Source organism: Actinotignum inguinis (genome assembly GCF_051265835.1).
GTDB lineage: Bacteria > Actinomycetota > Actinomycetes > Actinomycetales > Actinomycetaceae > Actinotignum > Actinotignum timonense.
On record NZ_JBOZDP010000018.1, the window covers coordinates 16,187 to 35,934 of the forward strand.

17 protein-coding genes are annotated in these 19,748 nt (G+C 60.5%); 12 read left to right on the plus strand and 5 right to left on the minus strand.

Going from position 1 to position 19,748, the window contains the following annotated elements:
* Window positions 1-22 precede the first annotated feature (22 nt).
* From rhaI to ACRQFC_RS07910, 3 genes are all read left to right on the plus strand, one after another.
* A complete protein-coding gene (rhaI, locus tag ACRQFC_RS07900) occupies window positions 23-1,201 on the plus strand; it encodes an L-rhamnose isomerase (RefSeq protein WP_284883197.1) in 1,179 nt (392 codons plus the stop codon).
* A gap of 38 nt (window positions 1,202-1,239) precedes the next feature.
* Window positions 1,240-2,787: a rhamnulokinase gene (locus tag ACRQFC_RS07905; protein WP_284883208.1), complete on the plus strand. Its 1,548-nt coding sequence runs from the start codon at window positions 1,240-1,242 to the stop codon at window positions 2,785-2,787.
* Between the two features lie 75 nt (window positions 2,788-2,862).
* Window positions 2,863-3,678: a class II aldolase/adducin family protein gene (locus ACRQFC_RS07910; protein WP_284883199.1), complete on the plus strand. Its 816-nt coding sequence runs from the start codon at window positions 2,863-2,865 to the stop codon at window positions 3,676-3,678.
* Window positions 3,679-3,689: 11 nt separating this feature from the next.
* On the opposite strand, the gene ACRQFC_RS07915 is transcribed toward ACRQFC_RS07910, so the two are convergent.
* Entirely contained in the window at window positions 3,690-4,691 is a 1,002-nt protein-coding gene (locus ACRQFC_RS07915; RefSeq protein ID WP_284883201.1) for a LacI family DNA-binding transcriptional regulator, read from the minus strand.
* A 166-nt stretch (window positions 4,692-4,857) separates the two neighbouring features.
* Here ACRQFC_RS07915 and ACRQFC_RS07920 point away from each other — a divergent pair, with 166 nt between their 5' ends.
* Window positions 4,858-6,078 carry a hypothetical protein gene (locus tag ACRQFC_RS07920; protein WP_284883202.1) on the plus strand — a complete coding sequence of 407 codons (1,221 nt, stop codon included), beginning with the start codon at window positions 4,858-4,860 and terminating at the stop codon, window positions 6,076-6,078.
* A gap of 92 nt (window positions 6,079-6,170) precedes the next feature.
* Here the strand turns inward: ACRQFC_RS07920 and ACRQFC_RS07925 are convergent, their stop codons facing one another.
* Window positions 6,171-6,824: an NADPH-dependent F420 reductase gene (locus ACRQFC_RS07925; RefSeq protein WP_284883203.1), complete on the minus strand. Its 654-nt coding sequence runs from the start codon at window positions 6,822-6,824 to the stop codon at window positions 6,171-6,173.
* Between the two features lie 197 nt (window positions 6,825-7,021).
* Between ACRQFC_RS07925 and ACRQFC_RS07930 the strand changes: the two genes are divergently transcribed.
* Window positions 7,022-7,690: a VIT1/CCC1 transporter family protein gene (locus ACRQFC_RS07930; protein WP_284883205.1), complete on the plus strand. Its 669-nt coding sequence runs from the start codon at window positions 7,022-7,024 to the stop codon at window positions 7,688-7,690.
* A 144-nt stretch (window positions 7,691-7,834) separates the two neighbouring features.
* Window positions 7,835-8,878: an LLM class flavin-dependent oxidoreductase gene (locus ACRQFC_RS07935; protein WP_284883206.1), complete on the plus strand. Its 1,044-nt coding sequence runs from the start codon at window positions 7,835-7,837 to the stop codon at window positions 8,876-8,878.
* Window positions 8,879-9,037: 159 nt separating this feature from the next.
* On the opposite strand, the gene ACRQFC_RS07940 is transcribed toward ACRQFC_RS07935, so the two are convergent.
* Window positions 9,038-9,985, minus strand: coding sequence for a hypothetical protein (locus tag ACRQFC_RS07940; protein WP_284883207.1), 948 nt, complete (start codon window positions 9,983-9,985; stop codon window positions 9,038-9,040).
* A gap of 144 nt (window positions 9,986-10,129) precedes the next feature.
* Here ACRQFC_RS07940 and ACRQFC_RS07945 point away from each other — a divergent pair, with 144 nt between their 5' ends.
* The 4 genes from ACRQFC_RS07945 (at window position 10,130) to ACRQFC_RS07960 (ending at window position 16,167) form a co-directional block, all read left to right on the plus strand.
* Window positions 10,130-10,651, plus strand: a complete 522-nt coding sequence (locus ACRQFC_RS07945) for a peptidylprolyl isomerase (protein ID WP_087070133.1) — start codon at window positions 10,130-10,132, stop codon at window positions 10,649-10,651.
* A gap of 617 nt (window positions 10,652-11,268) precedes the next feature.
* Entirely contained in the window at window positions 11,269-12,780 is a 1,512-nt protein-coding gene (locus tag ACRQFC_RS07950) for an ATP-binding protein (RefSeq protein WP_320756031.1), read from the plus strand.
* 242 nt (window positions 12,781-13,022) lie between these two features.
* Complete coding sequence (locus ACRQFC_RS07955) at window positions 13,023-13,691, plus strand: rhomboid family intramembrane serine protease (RefSeq protein ID WP_284897272.1); 669 nt, start codon at window positions 13,023-13,025, stop codon at window positions 13,689-13,691.
* 310 nt (window positions 13,692-14,001) lie between these two features.
* The gene (locus ACRQFC_RS07960) at window positions 14,002-16,167 is read left to right on the plus strand and encodes a CAP domain-containing protein (protein WP_284897270.1); all 2,166 of its coding nucleotides are present in this window, start codon (window positions 14,002-14,004) and stop codon (window positions 16,165-16,167) included.
* A 206-nt stretch (window positions 16,168-16,373) separates the two neighbouring features.
* Here ACRQFC_RS07960 and ACRQFC_RS07965 read toward each other — a convergent pair whose 3' ends face one another.
* Both ACRQFC_RS07965 and ACRQFC_RS07970 read right to left on the minus strand, forming a co-directional pair.
* Window positions 16,374-17,513: a 6-phosphofructokinase gene (locus ACRQFC_RS07965; protein WP_026428940.1), complete on the minus strand. Its 1,140-nt coding sequence runs from the start codon at window positions 17,511-17,513 to the stop codon at window positions 16,374-16,376.
* A gap of 3 nt (window positions 17,514-17,516) precedes the next feature.
* Window positions 17,517-17,894, minus strand: coding sequence for a cell division protein CrgA (locus tag ACRQFC_RS07970; RefSeq protein WP_026428941.1), 378 nt, complete (start codon window positions 17,892-17,894; stop codon window positions 17,517-17,519).
* A 256-nt stretch (window positions 17,895-18,150) separates the two neighbouring features.
* On the opposite strand from ACRQFC_RS07970, the gene ACRQFC_RS07975 reads away from it, so the two are divergent.
* Both ACRQFC_RS07975 and ACRQFC_RS07980 read left to right on the plus strand, forming a co-directional pair.
* Entirely contained in the window at window positions 18,151-19,068 is a 918-nt protein-coding gene (locus tag ACRQFC_RS07975) for a class E sortase (RefSeq protein ID WP_284897267.1), read from the plus strand.
* Between the two features lie 126 nt (window positions 19,069-19,194).
* Window positions 19,195-19,353 (plus strand): hypothetical protein, encoded by a 159-nt coding sequence (locus tag ACRQFC_RS07980; RefSeq protein ID WP_169719563.1) that lies wholly within the window; start codon window positions 19,195-19,197, stop codon window positions 19,351-19,353.
* The last annotated feature ends 395 nt before the right edge of the window (window positions 19,354-19,748 follow it).

Sequence of the window (19,748 nt, forward strand, 5' to 3'; positions counted from 1 at the left end):
TTAAGGCATTGGAAAGGTAGACATGCTACATCTCGATAATATGACCGCGGGTAGTCGCGCTATTCTGGACCAGCTCTCTATTGAGTTGCCCTCGTGGGCTTTTGGAAATTCCGGAACAAGATTCAGGGTATTTGGAACCGCGGGAACGCCCCGCACGCCTTTTGAAAAAATTGCGGATGCGGCGCAGGTTCACAAGATGACCGGAGTGACTCCGCGGGTCTCTCTCCATATTCCCTGGGATATGGTCGATGATTTCTCTGAGTTGCGGGCCTTTGCGGAAAGTGAAGGTGTGGAGCTCGGGACGATCAATTCGAATGTCTTCCAAGACGAGGACTACAAGCTGGGTTCGCTATGCAATCCGGATCCGAAGGTACGCGAGAAAGCGATCGCGCATCACATTGCCTGCATTGATATCATGCGGCAAACAGGTTCGCGGGATCTAAAGATTTGGCTGGCAGACGGAACGAACTATCCGGGCCAGGATTCCATCCGGGCACGTCAGGACCGTCTCGCTGAGTCGTTGCAACGTATTTATAGCGAATTGGATGAGGATCAGCGCCTGGTACTCGAATATAAATTCTTCGAGCCGGCTTTCTATCACACGGATGTTCCTGACTGGGGCACAGCTCTGGTTCACTGTGTTGACATGGGTGAACGCGCGAAGGTAGTACTTGATACGGGGCACCACGCTCCTGGAACAAATATCGAATTTATCGTGGCGCAACTTTTGCGGCGCGGGCGTCTTGGTGCTTTTGATTTTAATTCCCGTTTCTACGCTGATGATGATCTCATTGTTGGAGCAGCGGATCCTTTCCAGCTTTTCCGTATCGTGTGGGAGATCGTTTCCGGGGGCGGTTTTGATCCGGCAGCGGAGGTCAACTTTATGCTGGATCAGTGCCACAATCTCGAGGAAAAAATTCCGGGTGAGATTCTGTCGGCGACCAATGTGCAGGAAGCAGTAGCAAAGGCTCTTCTCATTGATCCGGAGGAACTCGCTGCCGCGCAGTGTAGCGGTGATGTGCTTGCCGGGAACAGAGTCCTTATGGACGCTTTCTCGACCGATGTTCGCCCCTTGCTCGAAGAATGGCGAGAAGAGCGTGGATTGCCCGCGCGGCCTTACGAAGCATTCCAGGAGTCCGGATATCTGGAGAAGATTCGTTCCGAACGCACCGGTGGCACCGCCATGAGCTGGGGTGCTTAAAGATACTGAGGCGAGGAGGAAAGAATAAGGGACGCATGATGGGTGCGCTAGTTGCTGTTGATTTAGGTGCCTCATCCGGTCGCGTTGTTGCGGGACGGGTGGTCGATTCGGTTGTGCAGAGCCGGGAAATTGCCCGTTTCTCGCACGCGCCGGTTCAGTTTCCGCGCTACGGGAAGCACGACGACGCAGCAGGAGCGGGGCCGCTTAGCGATATAGGGAGAGTGTCAGCTATTCACTGGGATCTTCCACGATTATGGCAGAAGACAGTGTCAGCGCTCCGCACTTTAGAAAATACCGATGTGGCATCTATCGGTGTAGACACCTGGGGTGTTGATTATGGTTTCGTTGCTGAGGGCGAAGTCCTCGGTGCGATCCGCTCATATCGCGACCAACGCACCGAAGGCGTTGCCGGGGAGTTTGTGCGCACTGTGGGTGCGCAGGAGCTCTACCAGGCTACAGGTTTGCAAATGCAAACTTTCAACACGATTTTTCAACTCCTCGCTGACGGAAAGAGCGAAGCTCGACGGGCGGAGTTAGCTGTTGCTGAAAAGGTCCTCCTTCTTCCCGATCTGCTGAATTTTCTTTTGTGCGGTGCGATGGCGGCGGAACTAACAAATGCGTCGACAACGGGCCTTATTGATCCGGTGCATCGCACGTGGAACTCCAGCGTGATCGAACGGGTGGGACAGATAGTAGGTCAGGATCTAGGCGCTAAACTTCCTGACCTGGTGCAGGCTGGGAACTGCTTGGGATACCTCAATCAGGGCGTGGCGCAGCTCGGAACAACGGCTAATCCAGCTCGCATCATTAATGTGGCGAGCCACGATACAGCATCGGCGGTTATTGCCGCTCCTCTCACTGAGAGGAGCGCGTATATTTCCTGCGGCACCTGGTCGCTGGTGGGAGTAGAACTGGACTCTCCTGTCGTAACAGAAGCCTCGCGCAAAGCGAATTTCACGAACGAACTGGGTATCGATGGAACGGTTCGCTACCTCAAGAACATTATGGGGATGTGGGTGTTCAATGGATGTCTCGCGCAGCTACGCCAGTACCACCCGGATCTCACGGTGGTGAAGTTAAGTGAGGCAGCACGTTCGGCTCCGGCTCTGCGTACCGTCATCGATATTAACCACCCCGTTTTTACCCATCCGGGTGATATGTGCCAGCGAATTCAAAAGGTGGCTCAGCGTAGTGATCAGCCCGTTCCGGAAACTCCCGCGGAAATTGCTCGCTGCGTGGTGGATTCCCTGGCCCTCGCCCACGCCCGTGCGGTAAAAGAAGCCGCAACCCTCGCGAACGTCGATATATCTTCGGTGACTATGGTGGGGGGAGGCATCAAAAATACTCTATTGTGCCAGCTTACGGCGGATGCTTGTGGATGTCCGGTAACCGCTGGGCCCGTGGAAGCAACGGCAACCGGAAACCTTCTTATTCAGGCTCGCGCTCACGGGGATATAGGTGAGGATCTTTCCGAACTGCGTAATATCGTGCGCTCTTCCTTCGACCTCATTCATTTTGAACCAGAAAGCTCTGTGGAGGAATGGCGCTCAGCGGAAAGGAGGGTATTCACCCATCACTTCCTCTAAGTCGTTGTGGGGGTGCAGAAGCACCTATCCCTTCTCTCGCCAGTCATGGCGAACTCTTGATGAAAGGAGCAGCGCATGAGCGCTCTAACAATCTCTGATATTTTCACTCAGATGGGCGAAGCTGGTGCCCGCCTTGATCATCTCGCAGCGTGTGAAGCAGGCGCGGGAAATATTTCTGTTGCTACCCGGGAACCACTTCCCCTCGATAGCGTTTTTCCCGAGAAAACCGCCGGAGTTTCACTCCCGTGGTCGGTGCCGGGTTTGGCAGGTTACACGGTATTTGTCACGGGATCTGGGGTGCGACTGCGGGAGATCGAAATCAATCCTCTCGCCGCGGTATCCGCTTTTGTTATCGATGAAGGAGGGGCAACCGGGACATGGTGGACGCATCCCGAGCGGCAGTTCACGAAACCAACAAGTGAATTCAACTCGCATTTAGCGGTACATGAAAGCCAGGTACGGGATCGACAGGTTCCTTTCCAGGTACTTATCCACGCACAGCCCCCTTATTTGGTTGCGCTCTCTCATATTAAGGAATTGCGGAACACGAAGGATTTCAATCGCGCAATTCTGCGCTGGGAACCCGAAACTATTGTTCAGCTTCCCGATGGCGTTGCTGTACTGGAATTTATGGTTCCTGGCTCGAATGAGTTGCAGGAAAATAACGTTGCAGCGTTGAAGGATCATCGCATCGTCGTGTGGTCTAAGCACGGCATTATGGTGCGTTCCGATACCGGTGCCCTTGATGCGGTGGACAAGATGGAATATGCCGAAGCTGGTGCCATGTATGAATATCGCAACCGCACGATGGGTAATTGCGGCGAGGGACTCACAGAAGACGAACTTCGTGCCGTTATAGCCGATTTTGGGGTACAAACTTCGCTGTACTAAAGCTACATACGTCAGGACCGCGGTGGCGCGGTTGATTCGCGAACAATAAGTTCCGGGACAAATGCAATATCTTGAGCATGCGCCGGCTGTTCCAGAAGTAATCGCGCCGCCGTAGTTCCTAGTTCTGTCATCGGCTGGCGAACTGTGGTGAGGGGTGTAATAAGTTCCCGCGCCACATCAATATCGTCAAAACCAACAATCGATATATCCTGCGGAATACCTAAATTCCGTTGGCGCGCAGCCCGCATAGCGCCGATAGCTAAGGAATCATTCGCACAAAAGACCCCTGTTATTTCGGGATGAGATGTCAGCAGCTCATGCATAGCCTTTTCACCGCTGGCAGCATCGAAGCGAGCGGCGTGTACTTCCGTGAGGGTGAGTTCATTATGCGAAGCACGCGCCGAACGCTCTACTCCTACGCGTCGAGCCTGTGCCTGGCGTACCCGAGCAGATCCATTAATAAATCCGATGTGTCGATGACCTAAGCTGTGCAGGTGCTCGATAGCGATTTCTGCGCCGCGAGTGTCATCAACTGACACCGCGCTCATCCCGTTTTCCAAGGCTGGATGATCAAAAAGCACAACAGGAATACGCCGTGAGGACAGGAGTTTGAGACTCTCTGCTGCTCCAGACGAGGGTGTGAGAATAATGCCCCGCACCTCTTGCCCGAGGAGTAATCGAAGAAGATCCGCTTCCCGTGTAGGATCCCCGCCAGTTGAACCAATGATGGGGAAACAAGAAAACTGGGCTAGATAAGCTTCGATCGCGCTTGCTGCTTCCGAGAAGAACGGATTGGCAACGTCGAAAACAATAACTCCCACGAGTTTGGAATCCACTCGGCGCAAACGCCGTCCGGCTTCCGAAGGAATAAATCCCAATTCGTCAATCGCTGCCTCCACCTTCTTCCGGGTAGCGGCAGATACTCTTTCTGGATGGTTGAGGACATTAGATGCCGTTCCCAAGGAAACACCTGCCAGCTGCGCAACTTCGCGGATACTGGGGGGACGTTTCACGAATTCTCCTGGGATTTTCAGACGGTTACTTCCATCATCCTAAGCTACTTTGCGCTTATGAGGTGTGGTTAAAAAAGACCCCTTTGGATTTTCCACTGAGTGAGTTCGGTGGTGCCCACCCGTTCCCGCCAAAAATCGTGTCGTAGCCGCCCGGTAAACTGATGGCATGAGCGACAACGGAGCCCTAACTCGGCAAGAACCCCGCAGCCGTGCCACCCGCGCGTCCCTGACGGCGGCACTTCTGGTGCTTGTACTTGGCGTGGCTGGCGGGCTCTGGTGGTGGTTCAATGGGCGAACTTCCTCAACCCCAGCGGCTGGCCCTTCGGCTACCGCATCGGTATCGGCTGAGGCGGGCGGAGCGGCAGGTGCGGCGTCGTCGCCCAGTACCGCGGCGGAAACTAGCCCCGCGCCGGTGCCCGGCCCCACGGATAAAGAAATGCGCAACGGCACGTACATACTTCCGGATGTGTGTTACAGCAAACGTAACCCGCCCGCGCCCGTAACCGTGGCGCACGGGAAGATTCTTCCGGATCGCGAAACGGGGATGCAGCCGGGAACCATTCACCTCACCGAGCCGCTCGTGCTCGAAGGTGTGGAATATCGCGCGGTTGCGATGTCCTGCGGGGTGGGGGACCCGGCCATCGGTGCCATCGGGATTTACGACGCGAACCTCAGACTCGTTTCCGCCATCGGGAACCGCACCCACGATGATGGTGAAAAAATTCGCGGCACCCGCATCACCCAAGATGACGACGGCCTGTGGTCTTTCAACGTGAGTTCCATGGAATTTGAGGCCGGCCAGGCGCGCATCACGTACACGTCCTATACGCCCGTCGGCGGCGTAACGCGGGCAATGGAACGCGCGTATCCGCCGCATTCCACCACCGTGAATTTCGTGTGGAACGGTTCCGAATTTGTGCAAACCGGGGAGGTGTCCTTCCAGTTCGAGGGTGGGCATTCCGTGACCGCGCCCACTGAAGAACGCGCGCAGGCCGACCGGCAAACCCTCGCCTTGGCCGGCTCAGAATGGGAGGACCTGCTCCCCGGCCTCACCAGCGATCCGCGCCTCGCGGACGAAGAACAGCGCACCGCCTCCGCCGCCGCACACCCCGTTTTCCGCGGGTGCAATGTGCGCGAACCGTTGAGCACCACCGTGAGCGGCGGGCACGTGAAAGACACCGGCGGGTACCTGAGAGAAACTGACCGCTTTAGTGGAAAAGTGCCCGGCGAAGGCGATATCGAACCGCGTCCCACCGACCTCCTGTGCGTCTTTTCCGCGGACAACCCGGCCGTTGAGAATGGCGTAGCGAACTACACCTACTACCTTGTGTACGACGGCGCAGCTACCGGCACCCCGCCCCTCATCAACGTGGGTGTGCGCCCCTAGGCGCGCTGAGCTCCAGGATTCGCCGGAGGAGTTCGGTCGTATCCGTGGCGGCGGGTTTCGCGGTAGGTCTAGTGGCGGGCTTCGCGGTAGATCTAGCGGCGGGTTGCCACGATATTCGCCGGCCAATCGGCCAGCTCCAGGCGTTGGCCGAAAGCCACGCCACCTGGCTCTAGCAACGAAGCGTGCTCGGAGCTAAGCTCCACCGGATCAAAACCAATCGCATCAATAAAAGCGGCCACCCGGGAACGCGCGGCGGCGTCGTCCCCCGCAACGGCTACCGTGCGCCGCCCCGGCGCTCCATGCGGGCGGGCCTCCGCGCTCAACTCCGTATACCCCGCATGATTGAGACTCTTGACAATAGCCAGCTCCGGATAACGCGCTTGCAGCGTGGCGGTGGTGTTTTGGGCAGGTGTGGTGTTGGTATCTGAGGTTCCATCAGTCGCCGCCCAGGCATTCGTGGCATCAACAACAATGCCGCGCACCCCGCTCAAATCAATCGAAGCAAGCGCGGGCTGCGGCAACGCCAGAATAAGAATATCCGCGGTGCGGGCCAGCTCCTCGAACGGTACCAGGCGAGCGGTCGGTAGCAAGGTCGGCAAGGTGAGATCGTAGAGCGGATTACCCGGGCGCACGCTCACCGCCAACGGGAAACCCGCCTCCGCGGCCAAGCGCCCGATAGCAGTGCCAAGCTTGCCCGCGCCCAGCAAGCCAATCAGGTCGCGGTCGTTCTGCGCAGTGGTGTTCATGAAGAAAGAACGGAAAGCGTGCGGCGAAGTATTCCCGCGGGCAGCGCCGCGCGCGGTATGTCGGCAGTGGGGCGCACCCCAGACCGCTCGAAAATAAAACACATTATATCCACGTGAGCGTAGCCTGACCTTCCTATCTTTTCCGCAAGACCCGCATAACAATAGGAATAGCAACGTAGCCAACGGAGGGAATTGTTATGGGAAAGTGTGCCATTGAAGCATGGGAATTGAAGCATAGAGACACGTGTCGCGCAGATGCCCGCGATACCGCTCCTGGTATCCCGGGAGTGCTGGGAGCTGAGGCCATGAATCGGCTGCGGGCCGGTGTGCTCGGCGCGAATGACGGCATTGTTTCCGTGGCCGCGGTGGTCATCGCCATGGGTGGAGCGCGGGCCTCGAGCACTGCGATTTTGCTGGCCGGGCTCGCCGCCCTCATCGGCGGGGCGGTATCCATGGCCCTGGGTGAATACATTTCCGTCTCCTCCCAACGCGATGCCGAACTCGACGCACTGCGCCGCCGGGTAGATGTGGCACGCCGTGCGGATGTGGCATGCCGGAGTGCCGGGGCGGGTGAACCCGCCACAGGAAACAACATCGTCTCTCCTTTCGGCGCGGCCTTCTCCTCCTTCTTTTCCTTCCTCGCCGGCGGCGCGGTTCCCTTCGCGGCCAGCTTGCTCGCCCCGCTCGGCGCCATCGCCCCGATCTGCTTCGTGGTCACCGTAGCCGCGCTGGCACTCACCGGCTGGATCGCCGCCTGGATCGGCCAAGTCCCGCCGCTGCGCCCCACCATCCGCACCGCCGTGGGCGGCACCCTCGGCCTCGCCCTCACTTTCGGCATCGGAGCACTCTTCGGTCAAGTAGTGTAGAGTTCAATTAGTGGGTGACTCCCGCTCGTTCTGTGGCTAAGCTCAGACCAGCAGCGCGGCCCTATACGCTCCGGATACCTGTGGGGGTACGGCCCGATACCCCCCGTGCCGCCGGCTCTCACCCGGCCCTCGAAAGGACCTGATATGACCTACACCTTCGGAATCGATACTTTTGGCGACGTCACCGCCGATGCCTCTGGCACCAAGCTCAGCCACGCCCAGGTGGTGCGCAATGTGGTGGCCGAAGCGGTGCGCGCCGAAGAGGTCGGCGTCGACATCTTCAATATCGGTGAACATCATCGCGACGATTATGCGATCCCCGCCCCCGATGTGGTCCTCGCCGCGATTGCCGCGCGCACCCAGCACATCCGCCTCTCCTCCGCCGTCACCGTCCTCAGCTCGGACGATCCGGTCCGCGTGGTCGAACGCTTCGCCACCGTGGACGCCCTCTCCAACGGCCGCGCCGAACTCATGGTGGGCCGCGGCTCCTTCACTGAATCGTTCCCGCTATACGGCTACGACCTGGCCGATTACGAAGATCTCTTCAACGAAAAACTTTCCCTGCTCACCGAATTGCTCGCCCACAACGGCCAACCGGTCACCTGGAAAGGCGGCCCGCACACGCAGGCGCTGCGCGCCGTCACCCTCTACCCGCCGCTCGAACACGGCCCGCTGCCCACCTGGGTCGCCGTGGGCGGCAGCCCGGAATCGGTGGTGCGCGCCGCGCATTACAAACTCCCGCTCATGCTCGCCATTATTGGCGGCCCCACCTCGCGTTTTGTTCCGTTCACGGATCTGTACCGGCGCGCCTGGGAGCAGTTCGGGAACGACGGCGCAGCTGAAGTCGGCTACCACTCCTACGGTTATGTTGCTCGCACCGATGAGGAAGCCGTGGCTGACTTCTTCGACTTCTACGTGGAAACGAATTCCCGGCTCGGGCGGGAGCGCGGCTGGCGCCCACCCTCGCGGGAGGCGTACCTTTACGAGGTGAAGAACGGGGCGCTGGCAGTGGGTTCACCGGAAACAGTGGCCCGCAAAATCGCCACCGGCATGCGCGAACTTGGCGCCACCCGCTACGACCTCAAGGTCTCCTACGGCTCGCAGCCCCACGAGCAGAACCTTTCCTCCATTGAGCTCTTCGGCACCGAGGTGATCCCGCGGGTCAAGGAGCTGCTGGCCGGAGAATAGCGGGGCTCGGATTAGCTGACTCACAGCACCTGCGAACACAAAGCAGATATAAAAGAGCGCGGCCCGGGCCGTTCGATGCCCGAGCCGCGCTCGCTACTGCGGCTGCCGCCGCTACCGCCGCTCTAGTTTTCGCGAAGGTGTGAGCCCTCCACGCCAGCTCTACTTCTCCGCGATATCTTCGACGATGTCCTTGGCCTGGTCAGCGGCGTGCTGCGCGGCTTCCTTGGCCTTATCCGCAACATCCTCCGCCGCGTCCTTGGCTTCGTGCGCGCCTTCCTTGATGGCATCCTCAGCCCGGGAGCCAGCACGCTTGGCCTTATCGGCCACATCGCCAGCTGCGCTTGCGGCGTCGTTCACAACATCTTCCGCAGTTTCCGCAACCTCATCGGCACCGGCCTGCACGGAATCTTTCGCATCTTCCGCGGGAGCCTTCACGCCGTCCACATCCTCCCAGTAGGCCTCCGCCCAGGGGTCCTCCGTGGGCTGCGAGCGCTTCCACAGGTAGTAGACCGCAACCCCGAGGCCGCCAACCAGCGCGATGGTGCCGAAAACCCGGCCCTTCCCGCGGGACTTCTTCACCGGTTCGGGAGTCTGAATCTCACGCGAAGCCACCCGAGCGATCTTCTGACCGCGTTCGGCCACGGTGCCCTCACCCTTGGCGGCCTCCGCCGCGGCGTGCAGGGCACGCTGAGCGCGCGGGAGGTAATCATTGCGGACGTTCTCCACGAACTCCGAAGCATTATCGCGGGCCTGCTCCACGTAGGGCTTGGCCTTCTCCGCAAGATCGTTGCCCACGGCCTTCGCCTGCTCCACGTACGGCTTCGCCTTTTCGGCCAGCTCCTGGGCGCGTGGTGCCGCCCATTCGTAACCCTGATTGGCGTAATCGCTCAGGCGTTCGCCGGCCTGCTTCGCGTAATCCTGGAAATCGGACGCGGCGCTCTTTGCCTTGTGCTCCCACTTCTTCTGATTCCGCTTCCCCTTGAGCTGGGCTTTCTTTGCGGTGCGTTCGGCCTGGCCGCGCAGCTCATCGATCTTCGCCATAATGGCATCAACCTCCCGCTGCGCTTTCTTGGCCCGCTTGTCCGCGCGGCTTCGTCCACAAGCCATCGTTGACCTCCTACCGTTGAACCACAGAATTCTCCTGCGATTGAGTACCCCTCTATTGTTTCACTTTTCGCCCCCCATTTGTCACGTGAATCACGTTTGCTTTTCGCGTGGCATAAAACCATGAGGTGTGCGAGACTTGAGCGCATGGAAGCAATTTTTCACACAAGCGAAGGCGATATTCGCGTCGAACTCTTCCCGAACGAAGCGCCCGAAACGGTCGCTAATTTCACCGGACTAGCTCGCGGTGAACGCGAATGGACCAATCCCGCCACCGGTCAGGCTTCGACCGATCCGCTGTACAACGGAACGATCTTCCACCGCGTGATCTCCGGTTTCATGATTCAGGGCGGGGATCCGCTCGGCAACGGCACCGGTGGTCCCGGTTATACGTTCGACGACGAAATCGCTCCCGGCCTCAACTTTGACGCCCCCTACGTGCTGGCCATGGCCAATGCCGGAACCCGCTTCGGCAAGGGCACCAACGGTTCGCAGTTCTTCATCACCGTGGCTCCCACCCCGTGGCTGCTCGGCAAGCACACCATCTTCGGGAAGGTTGCCGATGAGGAATCCGTCAAGGTTGTGGATAAGATCGCCGCGGTTCCCACCGGCGGGAATGATCGCCCGCTCAATGACGTGGTGATTTCCTCCGTCGAGGTTATTGACTAAGCAACGGGCTGCGCGGCCAATCAGGCGCGAAGCAAGCTTTTCGGCATAACTGCATAACCGCATAACTCTGCAAGCGGGGTGGTACCCAGGTACCGCCCCGCTTTTGTGTGCTCTGCGGGCCGCGCTGCGGGCCGCGCTTACGGCCACGCGGGGTTAATAGACAAAAAGTGGGTCTAATGACGGCGTGTCGTTGGCTTGGATCCGGATCAGATCCGTACGAATCGGGTACACAAACGAAGTGCGAGGGAGAGCACCGTTTGTCCCCGATTTCGTGTCTCTAACGCGCACTATGGCGCCTACACGGCCCAGAAAGCGGCTCTGACGCCTCTGCCCACCCCGTGGCTGTGGCGCATGGCAGCCCGGACGGAACGAGTTTTCCGTCAAGGCATGTCACGCAACGGATGTCAAGGAAGCAAGCTTATTGAGGTGCCCGACCTCAATAAGGCCGACTTTTCGTTGGTATGACAGGGCAAACTCCCGGTATAAGACCCACCATTTGTCTATTAGCCCGCCACGCGCCGGAACACTCACTCAACACTCATCCCAACACTCAACTTAACACTCACATACATGAGTGTTGAGTTGAGTGTTGAGTTGAGAGCTCGTAGGATGGCGCTATGCGCATCCCCACAACAAGCGAGGAAACGGGCCGCCTCATTGAGGGTTTTCGCCAGCAAGGGCGCGATTCTCAGCACATCGAAGTGAAAGCGGCCGCCCACGGCTTGCCGAAAAGTATCGTGGAGACTCTCTCGGCATTCAGCAACGGTTCGGGTGGCTTGATTGTGCTTGGACTCGATGAGGCCCGCGGTTTCACACCGGTTCCCAAATTCCCGGCAGCGCGAATCTACGATGCGCTCGCGGGGGTGTGTAGCGATAGCCTCACGCCACCGGTTCGCGCGGATATCGCCATGGTTCCCTATGGAGATACCGCTGACGGCGACACCACGCTGGTCATGGCCGCGATCCCGCCGCTCCAGCCGCGCGATAAACCCTGCTATGTCACCACCCGCAACGTCTACGGGGGCTCCTATATCCGCACCGGCGATGGGGACCGCAAACTTTCCGCCTACGAAATTGATCGCCTCCTGGAAAACAAAACACAACCCCACTGGGATACCGACCTGGTTGAAGAGGCCGGCCTCGATTCCCTTGACTCAGACCTCCTCCACGCGGTTCTGGAACGCGAACGCCTCAACCATCCGCGTATTTTCGGGAAACTCCCGGATGAAACCGCGATGGAGCAGCTGCGCATTATCGGCACCGGCCCGGATGGGCAGCGTCATCCCACCCTGGCTGGCTTGCTCTGCTTAGGCACGTATCCCCAGGAGTTCTTCCCTCGCCTCACGGTTACCTACGCGGTGTACCCGGGATCAACCAAAGCTTCGTCGCTTTCCGGGCAGCGGCATCTGGACTCGGGGACGCTGGCGGGTCCCATTCCCGCCCTGGTGGCCGACGGTGTCGGCGTCGTCGCAAAAAATATGCGGGTGGGTGGCGTGGTGCGCGGTGCTTTCCGGCATGATCTGGTGGATTATCCGCTCGTTGCGGTGCGCGAAGCGCTCACGAATGCGCTTATGCATCGCGATTATTCGCCGGTGGCGCGCGGCACCCAGGTACAGTTGAACCTTTACGCGGATCGTTTGGAAGTGATCAATCCGGGCGGCCTGTTCGGCACGGTCACTATCGATTCCCTGGGCACAACCGGGCTGTCCTCCACGCGCAACCAATTCCTGGCGCGGCTGCTGGAGTCCACGCCTTTCGAAGAGGGCGGTTTTGTGGCGGAAAACCGGGGGAGCGGCTACCAGGAAATCATGACTCAGCTGGAGCGGGAAATGCTTCCGCCGGCGCGGCCCGTCGACCGGCTGGATAGTTTTAGCCTCACCTTCGAGCGCCGCCGCATGACCCCCGCGGAGCAGGGTGCCGCGGCGGGAACGTCCTCGCGTGAGCGCGTTCTTGAATATCTGCGCACCCACGCCAGCGCGACCAGTCGCGAACTCGCGGGCGCTGCCGGGATCAGCCTGGGCGGCACCCGGGCGGTGCTCAATACCCTGGTCACCGAGGGGCAGGTGCAGCGCACGGAACCTAAGACAAGTCCGAAGCAGCGTTACCGGCTCGCTCAACCTGGCGCTTAGGTGCGCTCGCGGCCTGATTTTGCCGGAACACTCACTCAACACTCATCCCAACACTCAACTTAACACTCACATACATGAGTGTTGAGTTGAGTGTTAAGTTGAGAGCTCGCGGGGCGCGCCCGTTTCGCCCCCTACCCCGGTTCCGCCTCTATCCGGCTCCGCCCACCCGGTCACACCCGCGCGCCGTCCGGTACGCTTGATTCAGAGTTGTCGAGCGGGATGACCGCGCAGAGAGGCCGAAAGTGCACAACGTTCCCAAGAAGCGCCGTCTTCAGATCCGCAAACCCGTCCCCTATGTCACCATCACGCTGATCGTGGTGAATGTGGCGGTTTTGCTGGCCCAATGGCTCGACGCGCGCGTGGGGCAAGTCCTCATTTTCGCCCCCGGCATCGCCCACGAGGAGCCCTACCGCTTCATCTCCTCCACCTTCATGCACGCCGGCTTCACGCATCTGCTTTTCAATATGTATGCGCTATGGCTGATCGGTTCGGTGCTCGAGCGCATGATCGGCTGGTGGCGTTTCCTGGGGTTGTACCTGCTCAGCGCGGTGGCCGGCAACGTCATGGTCCTCTACACCGTCTCCACCGACATCGACTACTACACCGGCACCGTCGGCGCATCCGGCGCCGTCTTCGGCATTTTCGCGGCGATGTTCGTGGTGCTGCGGCGTTTCGGCGGCAGCTTCACCCAAATGGCGGTGGTCATCGCCATCAACCTCGCGATCAGTTTCCTGCCCGGCACCAATATTTCCTGGCAGTCTCACGTGGGCGGGCTCCTCATGGGCGCGCTGCTCATGGCCGTGATTTCGCGCCGGCGGCACGTCTCCCGCGCGCTCACCGCCCGCGATATTGCGGTGTTGCTGCTCGGTGCGGCATTCCTGGTGGCCGCGATTTTCTTCGGGTACCGGTAGGGGCACGCCAAGCTGCGCCGTCGTTTTTCTTTTTACGACGACGCCGCCACTTCGCAATCCGCACCCAAATAACATCGATGTAATTATCCACAGGGTTATCCCCGGTTGGGGATAACGGGGCGCTGAGCTGGGTGTGCGCGCCGGGCTGTGCTGGCCCGGGCGTAAGCGCGTTCCGGCGAGTAGGCCGGGTGGTGCACTGGGCCGTGCCCCGGCGACTTCGCGACAGTGCGCAGGGTCACTTATTTTTGAATGTGTATGCATATATTCTGAAAATTACCTGGGAGCATAGCGCTGATCGAAGGAGACATATATGCGCACAACAGCACTCATGTTGGCGGGAACGCTTCTCGCCCCGCTGGCAGTCCACGCCCTGCCGGCCACCACCCCGAATGAGCCAGCTCGGCTGGTCTGCAATGCGGGGATGATGTCACCGGAGCAGCTGCGGGCGTGCCTGGCGAAAGCGATTCAAGATCGCGATGCGGTCGTCGCTGAATTGGAAGCCAAGGGAATTGACGTGGCCGAAGCGCGCGAGCTCGCGCAGGAATGGGCCAAGGCTGATATGGAGCGCAGCACCTGGGAAGGGCGCTATGTCCCAGAAAAGCTTGCGGTCGAAGACTTTGATAAAATCAAGAAGAAATACGATGACGCCGTTGCCAAACTGGCGGCAGCGCAGCGTGCATTTGACCAGGCCCAGGTAGAATACGATGCAGCTACCCAGCCCGATCCGGCGGCCGTGGCCGCGGCGCAACGGCAGATGGATAGCGCGAATGCTGCCCTCGAAGCCTCCAAGCGGGAAGCTCAGGCCCGCTGGAATCGCGGATCGCTCGGATTCTTCGAGGCCATGGGGGATACTGCCGCGGTCGAAGTGTTTTCTGAAACGGATACCATCAACGACGTTCCGATTCCGCAATATACCCGCTTCGGGCAGCCCGGGGATGCCACCAATCTGGACCTCATGCGCGACTCAATTCAGCGCGTGAATAAGCTCAATGAGCTGCGGGCACGCCACGGGCTCGCCCCGCTCAAGATCTCCTCCGCTCTTATGGCTCGCGCCCAGGTCAATGCCAATGTGAATGTGCACGGTGGCTTCTTCGATCACGTGGGTGGTTTCAATTACGGCGAGAATATCGCCGCCATGCCCAGCCGCAGCGGGGATCCCTTCACCATGTGGTATGACCAGGAGAAAGCGGAGTATGACCGGGGCGTGCGCGATTATCCGAAGATTGGGCACTACCTCAATATTATTCAGTCGGAATATGTGGTGACCGGCTTCGCCATCGCGGATTACGATGCGCATCCCACGTACTTCTTTGGCAATACATTCGGGCGTGGGGATCGGTTTAGCCAGAGCTACCTGCCCGGATACACCACCGCGGAGTACCTGGCTCGCCTGGACGGATACATCGGCAGCGCGCGGGAAAATATGACCCACGGGACCCCTGAAGCCCGCCGCGCGGTGGTGGAAGCACAGGACGCTTTCCAGCGCGCGAACGCCGGCAAGGAAGACCCGGCCGCGCGGGCCAAGCTCGATGCCGCTCGTTCTCAACTTGAAACTGCTCGCCTCGTCTATGTCGTTGTGAAGCCCGAATATGACGGCGCGGTCAAGGCAAAGAAGAATCTCCCGGAAACCAAAAAGGCCTGGGAAAAGGCCGTGGCGCGTTTCCAAGAGGTTGATGCCAAACTTGCCGAAGCCGGTGATCTCATCACCAAGCTCGCCAAGGCCGAAGCTGAGGTGCTGCGCGCTCAGGAGCGGGTGAACCGAATCAGTACCCCGGTTCCGGTGCGTCCGGCCGATACAGGCAACGTTTTCTACGTATCGAATGACTGGACATCCACGCAGGCTTCCTCGGTGTTCTCCTACGGCCGGGCGCGCGATGAAGTGCTCGTCGGCGATTGGAACGGGGATGGCACGGATACCTTCGCGGTGCGCCGCGGAAACATGATCTACGTGAAGAACTCCGTGGATGGCGGTGCCGCTGATATTGCCTTCAGCTACGGGCGCGTGGGCGATGAGATCCTCGTGGGTGATTTCGACGGCGATGGACGCGATACCTTCGCCGTGCGGCGGGGTAATACCTTCTACGTCCTCAATTCCCTCCACAGCGGGAACGCGGATCAGGTTATTAACTACGGCCGCTACGGAGACACCGTGTACGCCGGTGACTTCAACGGCGACGGCATCGATACCTTCGCCGTGCGCCGCGGGAGCACTTACTTCGTGAAGAACCACATCGCTTCGGGAATCGCGGACCATGTATTCGCCTACGGCCGGGCTGGCGATGCCACCATCCTGGGTGATTTCGACGGCGATGGCCGCGATACCTTTGCGGTGCGCCGCGGCAACACCATCTACGTCAAGAACTCGCTGGGTGCCGGGAACGCCGATTCCGTTCTCAGCTACGGGCGCGTGAGCGACGAACTGTACGTGGGTGATTGGGACGGCAACGGAACCGATACTCCGGCGGTGCGGCGCTAAGCACGAACGTGCGGCGCTAAGTTCGCCCGCGTAGCGCCGGCTGGCGCTAGCGGCTAGCCACCGCCTCGCACAATGCAACGTGGGCCGGAAGCTCGGATAATTTCCGAACTTCCGGCCCACGTTTATGTCGAATCACGCCAATTCGGCGATCAGCCACGCCAGAAAGTAAGTCACGCCGGCGTGGTCAGCCACGCAAGGGGCGCCGCTTAGAGCGCCTCACCCAGGCTGGTGCCGACGGCGCGCGCCGCGGCCACCCAGGGGTGATCCACCGGGACCAACTTGTCCTTCCCGGCCACGTCCTCCAGCGGCACCGGCACGGCCTGCCCGTTCTGCGAGGCGATCATCACGCCGGATTTCCCGTGCGCCACCACATCGGCAGCTGCACTTCCCAGCACGGTTCCCAGCAGCCGGTCTGCGGCGTCGGGAATACCCCCGCGCTGCACGTAGCCGAGGATCGTCACGCGCGCTTCCAGCCCGGTGGCTTCCTCCAGTTGCTGCGCCACCAGGAACGTCGATTCACGCTCGTTTTCCTCAATGGAACGCCGGTGGCTCTTCGCCGCCTCCTTCGCCTCCGGGGTGGGGGCGTGGCGCACCAGGTCGTTCGCGGCAGCCAGCTGCGCGGCCACCGGAATCGAATGCGCGCCCTCGGCCACGGCCACCACGGAGAAAGGCCGCCCGTTCTCTGCCCGCCGCCGGATCGACGCCGCGCACGACTCAATCGAATAGGGAATCTCCGGGATGAGAATAATATCGGCACCCCCGGCAATCCCGGCGCCCAGCGTCAGCCACCCGGCGCGATGCCCCATAAGCTCCACCACGATAATGCGGTGATGGGAGTGGGCGGTGGAATGAAGCCGGTCAATAGCATCGGTGGCGATGGACAGCGCCGTCGAAAAACCGAAGCTGGTGTCCGTGTGCATAATGTCGTTATCGATGGTCTTCGGCAGGTGGATCACCGGCAGCCCGGCCTGCGCCAGCCGGTTCGCGTTCTTCGCGGTACCGCCCCCGCCGATACACACCAGCGCGTCGATATGCTCATCTTCGAGGTTCTGGGCGATCTGCGGGATCATATCCACGTACCCGCCGTTGCCGTCCGGGAACTTATGGACCTTATCGCGCGAAGTCCCCAGCATGGTGCCGCCCTGCGTCAAAATCCCGGCCAGGGAATCCGAATCCAGCGGCATATAGCGGTTATTAACAAGCCCGGTAATACCGTTGCGGTATCCCACCAGCTCCATACCGTATTTCCCCATCGCGGCTTTCCCGAAACCGCGGATGGCGGCATTGAGCCCGGGGGCGTCACCGCCGGCAGTGAGGATACCGACCCGCTTCACTGCTTTCCCCATCGGCTACTTCCACCCCATTGTCATGAGGAAGCCCACGATCATAAACCCGAAGCCGAGGAAAAGATTGCCGTTATTCCACCCCGGAATGGGGAAACGGCCGCCGGTCACGTAGGCCAGCACCACCACGATGAGCCCGATAATCATGAGCGTGCACATCACCGGCGCCCACCAGCTCGGCGAGCGGCGATCCTTCTGCGCGACCTTATGGGAGCGCTTAGCCGCTTCCTTTTCCCGGCTGGCCTGCGCCTCGATATCGCGCTTGGTGCCGGGGCGGCGCACATCCTTCGCCGAGGGCGCAGCGCTCTTGCGCGACTTCCGAGCCGGGGCAGCGCTGCCGGCGGCTTCCGAAAGTTCGGGTTCGTCGTACTGTTGATCTGTCATGTTCTACCTTCCGCGGATCCTTCCGCCCCTAAGCCTAACGAAGTAGCGCGCCCGGTGGCGCACCATATCGCCCGATTCCTCTGGTATTTTTTCACAAAAGCCGGCGCGTGGCCATGTGCGCGGGCGCTCGCGAGTGGCGCGCGGGCGCGGGGCGGCGTCGTCGTAAAAAATGAGGGGAGTTATCTCACCGCATTTTTCGAGCCGGAACCACTATTCTGTTTCTAGTACGAATTCGGTGGCAGTGGAAGGTGATACTATGCGCGAACAGCAGCCCGAACGAGGGCGCCGTGCGGGGCGGCGTGCGGCGGAAGGAAACGCTGCTCGCGCTCCGCGGCACGAAGCTGTGGGGCGCTACCGTCCGGCTACCGCCGGCGCAGGTGCAACCGGTGTTGGTACGACGGCGCAGCTTCCCGCACAGGCCGCCACCGCCACCCTCACCGCAACCCGGCCGGCCGCGCCCGCGCGGCGCCGCGGCGGCATCCTCAACGCGATTATCGGCGTGATTGGCGAGCTGCTCATTACCGCGGGAATCGTGGTGGGCCTCTTTATTGTGTGGCAGGTGTACTGGACTGACCTGGGCGCGAACCGCGATCAGGCCCAGCAGATCGAGAACGTCAACAAGCAGTGGGGCGATCCGCGGGGGGCCACCAAGGTGGGGACCCCGCGCACGGATGCCCCGCCGGCCGCGGACCACGTGAATCGCACCGGGGACCTGGAAGGCATTATTTATATCCCGCGCTTCGGTGCTGACTGGCGCTACACCGTCAAATACGGCGTGGACCTGGAGGCCGTGGTGGATACCGGGAGCTTCGGGCATTACCCGGATACCCAGTACGTGGGTGAGGTCGGCAATTACGCGATCACCGCGCACCGGCAGACCTACGGCGCGGCCATGCGCGATGTGCCCGAGCTCCAGCCCGGCGACCCGATCATCGTGCAAACCAAGAACGCCTACTACGTGTACAAGGTGGGCGAGCACGAGGTGGTGCCGCCCACGCAGGTCGGCGTGCTGGCCCCGGTGCCGAATCATCCGGAAGAGGCACCCACGCAGCGCATCCTCACCATCACCACCTGCCATCCGCCCTTTGTGTCCAGCGACCGCTGGATCACCTACGCCACCCTCGATCATTGGGTCGACGCCGCCGAGGGCGCCCCGGCGGAGCTGGTGAAGTAGGCGGCCGGTGCGGTGCGGGGCTGGCGCTTCGTGGAACTTGCCCGCGTGACATTGGTCCACGAACACCCACGAACCTGACTACCCCCGGTACTAACAGACATACATGAAGAAGAAACGGAGCACGTAATGTACGGATTTATTTGGCGGCACCTGCCCGGCCCGACGTGGCTGAAGGTCATCGAGGCCCTCATCATCATCGCCGCGATTGTTTTCGCGCTGTTCGAGTGGGTCTTCCCCTGGGTGAATGCCGTGTTCCGCCCGCAGGACACCACCATCAGCCAGTAGCCCGCGCGATCAGGAATCACACCAGCCCCTAGGGAGGGGCCATGTGTTTTCCGGGGTGTACTTCGCATGTACGACATCGGCAGTACACCCTGGGAAAACACACCTCGCCCCCGCCGGCCGCGGCGCGACGATGCTCCAGCGAGGCAACAAAATGGGCATTCTGAACCGCACCGGCCGCAGAATGTACGCCCCTGACAATAAAACAGGGAAAAACTGTCACCCACGTACACTTTGTTCGCGATGAAAGCTCGTCACCGAGTCCGGGGTAAACATAGTGCAAATTCCGGACGGTCGGGGGTGCGTAGTGCAAACTCAGAGGGGGCTGCGGACTGTTTATTGGACATTATCGCTTAAAACCGCTTGACGATGTTCCACAATCGTTAAACCATCGAACT